This window comes from Flavobacterium sp. (assembly GCF_017985075.1).
Taxonomy (GTDB): Bacteria; Bacteroidota; Bacteroidia; order Flavobacteriales; family Flavobacteriaceae; genus Flavobacterium.
The window spans coordinates 1-3,984 of the sequence record NZ_JAGNYF010000099.1; the positions used below are offsets into that span (position 1 = coordinate 1).

Annotated in this window: 7 protein-coding genes; 1 reads left to right on the top strand and 6 read right to left on the bottom strand. The window is 28.2% G+C overall.

Annotation, left to right across the window (positions count from 1 at the left end):
- Nucleotides 1-149 precede the first annotated feature (149 nt).
- Nucleotides 150-920: a CDP-alcohol phosphatidyltransferase family protein gene (locus KA468_RS10775; protein ID WP_291242935.1), complete on the top strand. Its 771-nt coding sequence runs from the start codon at nucleotides 150-152 to the stop codon at nucleotides 918-920.
- Here KA468_RS10775 and KA468_RS10780 read toward each other — a convergent pair.
- The 6 genes from KA468_RS10780 to KA468_RS10805 all read right to left on the bottom strand — a co-directional run.
- Entirely contained in the window at nucleotides 917-1,672 is a 756-nt protein-coding gene (locus KA468_RS10780; RefSeq protein ID WP_291242936.1) for a LytTR family DNA-binding domain-containing protein, read from the bottom strand. The genes KA468_RS10775 and KA468_RS10780 overlap by 4 nt on opposite strands.
- Nucleotides 1,672-2,439 (bottom strand): hypothetical protein, encoded by a 768-nt coding sequence (locus KA468_RS10785; protein ID WP_291242937.1) that lies wholly within the window; start codon nucleotides 2,437-2,439, stop codon nucleotides 1,672-1,674. The genes KA468_RS10780 and KA468_RS10785 overlap by 1 nt, the downstream gene beginning before the upstream one ends.
- A 38-nt stretch (nucleotides 2,440-2,477) precedes the next feature.
- Nucleotides 2,478-3,131 carry a hypothetical protein gene (locus KA468_RS10790; RefSeq protein WP_291242938.1) on the bottom strand — a complete coding sequence of 218 codons (654 nt, stop codon included), beginning with the start codon at nucleotides 3,129-3,131 and terminating at the stop codon, nucleotides 2,478-2,480.
- 2 nt (nucleotides 3,132-3,133) lie between these two features.
- Nucleotides 3,134-3,442 (bottom strand): 2TM domain-containing protein, encoded by a 309-nt coding sequence (locus KA468_RS10795; RefSeq protein ID WP_291242939.1) that lies wholly within the window; start codon nucleotides 3,440-3,442, stop codon nucleotides 3,134-3,136.
- Nucleotides 3,443-3,469: 27 nt separating this feature from the next.
- On the bottom strand, nucleotides 3,470-3,769 hold the full coding sequence (locus KA468_RS10800; RefSeq protein ID WP_291242940.1) for a 2TM domain-containing protein: 300 nt from the start codon (nucleotides 3,767-3,769) through the stop codon (nucleotides 3,470-3,472).
- Between the two features lie 2 nt (nucleotides 3,770-3,771).
- Nucleotides 3,772-3,984 (bottom strand): 2TM domain-containing protein (locus KA468_RS10805; RefSeq protein WP_291242941.1); only part of this gene is annotated, 213 nt, incomplete at its 5' end.

Consider the following 3,984-nt stretch of genomic DNA (forward strand, 5'->3'; position numbering starts at 1 on the left):
CCTTTCGGAAGTCAAACTATACATTTAGTATTGGCAACTTTCTTATTCAGCGTACAATTTTATTTACTGTTAGAAAATAAAAAAATAACAGAAAAATAATATTACTTTTGCAGTCCGACTATATTGTCACAGTTCTTTAGATTTAATTAATGTCTAAACTCGCAGCACAAGATAAATTTTTAGATTTATCTGATTACGGAAGATCTTTTGGTAAACTTTTGGCTAATTCCTTAAAAAAAACCCGTTTTACACCCATTCACGTTACGCTTTTATTTGGAATTTCTGGACTAATTGCAATCTATTGTATTTTAAACCAGTATTATTTCGCTGCAGCGTTTTTCATCATTTTAAAATCGGGAATTGATGCTGCCGATGGCGAATTGGCCAGACTAAAAAACACGCCTTCTTATGTAGGAAGATATTTAGATAGTGTATTTGATATTATCTTAAACTTTCTGTTTTTTATGTCCATTTGTTATGTGTCAAAAACTTCGATTTGGTTGGCATTACTCGCATTTATTAGCATTCAATTGCAAGGCACACTTTACAATTATTACTATGTGATTTTAAGAAATAAATCGGTTGGAGGGGATTCTACCAGCAAGATTTTTGAATATAAAACCCCAAAAGCATTACCTGGTGAAACGCAACAAGCTGTGAATATTTTATTTGGCATTTACACCATAGTGTACAGTATATTCGATAAAATTATCCACTTTTTAGATGCTGAGGCATATAAAGTAAAAACATTCCCGAATTGGTTTATGACGCTACTTTCACTTTATGGATTAGGCTTTCAATTACTGATTATTGCCATCATGTTGCCATTAGGTTGGATTGAATTTATTGCACCATTTTTTACTTTTTATTCTTTATTGCTGTTTGTTTTAATTGGAATTCGAAAAACAATAATACATTAACCAATCCAATTTTTAAATTCACTAACGCGTTCTCTGGCTACAATTATTTCATCATCTGAATAAGAAGTTAAACTAATTTTCAACCGCGAATTGGAATACATTTGAATTTCTTTTATGGCTTTCAACGAAATAATGAATTTTCGGCTTACACGATAAAAATCTTTCGGATTTATTTCAGTTTCTAAAACCTCTAAAGTAACATCTGTTAAATAATTTCGATTGTCCAAAGTGTGAATATACGTGCCTTTGTTTTCGCTATAAAAACATTCAATTTCATCAATAGGAATTACTTTTATTTGTTGTCCAATTTTCACTGAAAATCGCGTTTTATATTCTTTTTCCACCGGATTAACCAACATACGTTTAATGGCTTCAAAATCTAAACTCGAAATCGTATTTTTTTGAAATTGATTTTTGAATTTTGAAATGGCAGTTGAAAGTTCGTCTTCGTCAATTGGTTTTAATAAGTAATCAATGCTATTGAGTTTAAAAGCGCGCAACGCATATTCGTCATAAGCTGTAGTAAAAATCACCGCACTTTTAATCTCAATTTGTTCAAAAAGTTCAAAAGATAACCCATCAGATAATTGAATATCCAAAAAAATCAAATCAGGGTGCGAATTATTTCGAAACCAAGCAATTGATTCCTCCACAGAATGAAGCATTTTTGTTACTTTTAGTCCAAGTTTTTCCACTTTACGCTGCAATAATCGCGCTGCTGGCTTTTCGTCTTCGATGATTATGATATTCATTAATTAAATAGTCTAAAAAATATTGTGAATATAATAAAAAGGAATAAACAATTTATTGAAATTTTATTTACACTAAAAACAGGAGTGCTAATTGTTGAACGATTGTATTTAAAATATGTACTTAAAAATGCTAACGGCGTAAATAAAGTAGGTAAATAACTGAATATAGTTGATGATGGATATATCAATAAAGAGTTTACTACAATTGAACTTAGTATAGGAATTAAAAATAAATTAATTGAATTATCAATTTTATTGAAATCATCTTCAGATTTGTAATATTTAAATTCAGAAACAATATTTTTAAATATAAATATCATGATAATCAAAAAAAGTATTGATAACAATAATGACAGATAAAAAGGTACATTAAAATAATCTAATACCTTTCCTGTATCTCCAGATTTTACAAAAGGTGCAACAAGCATATAACCTAAAAACATTAATAAATTGTTTAAACCTAACCATAAAAAAAATAATTTTTTAATTGATGGCAAAGTCAATTTTATTGAAATAAATAAAAAAACAATCCCAAAAAACAAAGACATAACTGGCCCGATGGCAGCAATGTAGATTTCTTGAAGTTTAGAGGCATTATTAACAATTACAAAATTGTGATGTAATTCAGCTTTTAAACCAATAAAAAAAGAAAGCATAAAATGTGATGTTTCGTGTAGTAATGTTGCTATAATAAAAGTAGTTATTGCTATTAAACTGCTGTTTATTGCAAGTGAAAATCTATTAATTTTTTGTTTTATATTTTTCATTACTAAATTTTAAGTTGTTACTACTCATTTTTGTAGTTCTATATATTTTTACTTACAATTTTATATTTTCTTGACCATTTAAAAATTAACGGTGTTACTATTACTGTAGGCAAAAGCCACGCTACTATTCCTGGTAAAATGGTATTATTCACTACAATGAAAGCAGTCATAGCAGCAATATAGGAACCCATCATTCTTTGAATATGTACTAATAACCAAAAGTTTTTATTTGAGTTTCGACCTTGATAATTTTTAAAATCTTGATAAACCATCGAAATACTTATAAATCCGAAAACTAATAAAACTATTCCAAAATTATTAGAAGATAAGAGTAAAAGTACACCATAAATAATAAATCCTATCCCAAAAAGAAACATTCCTGCGCTAAGTATCCAATCAATTTTAAGTGCTTTTTGAGTTGGTAATATAGTTTTCAATGAAAGATATCTTTGTCCTGTGCTGACCATATAAATTGAAAAAACACCTACAATAAAAAGAAAAAAATTGAAATGAATTAGTGACATTAACAAACCTGAAACCCCATTTATCAGCATTCCGGATAGAAAAAAAAAGCCAAATTTTTTATGTGGTTTATCTCCTTTTTTACGAATTAAATTTATAGTTCCAGTAATTAAACCAATACTTCCCGACACGATATGAATTAGAAGCAAAATAGTAAATGTTGTTTCCATAATTACTCCCACTTATTCGCTTTTTCTTTCTCCATCAACTCTTTAATTTTGCGTTCTTCCCAATCTTTTCCTAAAATAAAATAAGGTAAAAATGTTGACATTGCGTGCGCTAACAAACCAATTCCCCAAAAGAAAGCAGTCATGAAATTCTTAAACTGAAAATAACTTTCGCCTTGCTCTAAATTTTCGACATTAAGAAAAAATATCAATATATTTATAAAAATATAAACAATTGAGTGTGTATAAAATCCTTTAAGTTTTTTAACTCTTTTTAAAGCTTCTTGATATTTGATTTCGTCTTGTGTATTCATGATTTCATGTTATTAATTGGAATACTATTATTCCCATTTTGTTTGTTTCTCCTTTTCCATTATTTCTGTTATTTTTTTATCTTCCCAATCTTTCCCAAAAAATGGAATGATATTGAAAACACCAACAGCATGGAAAAACAAACCTATTCCCCATCCTAACATTGGCCAATAAAACCAGATGTGTTCTGGTGAAAAACGAAGATTGATAAAACACAAAAAAGAAATTATAAGAATGTAACTAGCTAAATGACTGTAAAAACCTTTGAGTTCTTTCACTCTTTTTTTTGCATTTTCATATTTTTTTAAGTCGAATTGATTTGTTTCCATAATTATTTCCATGTTTTTAAGTTATTGTTCTCTTTGTTCATAAATTCGTTTATTTTTCGCTCTTCCCAAGATTTACTATATCCAAAAGTTTCCAATGCATGAAAAGTTAATCCCATTCCCCAACCTAACATTGGAAACCAAAACCACTGAAAATTTGAAGTATTCAAATTAATCAAAATTAAAATTGGAATCACAGTACAATAAGAAATTAAATT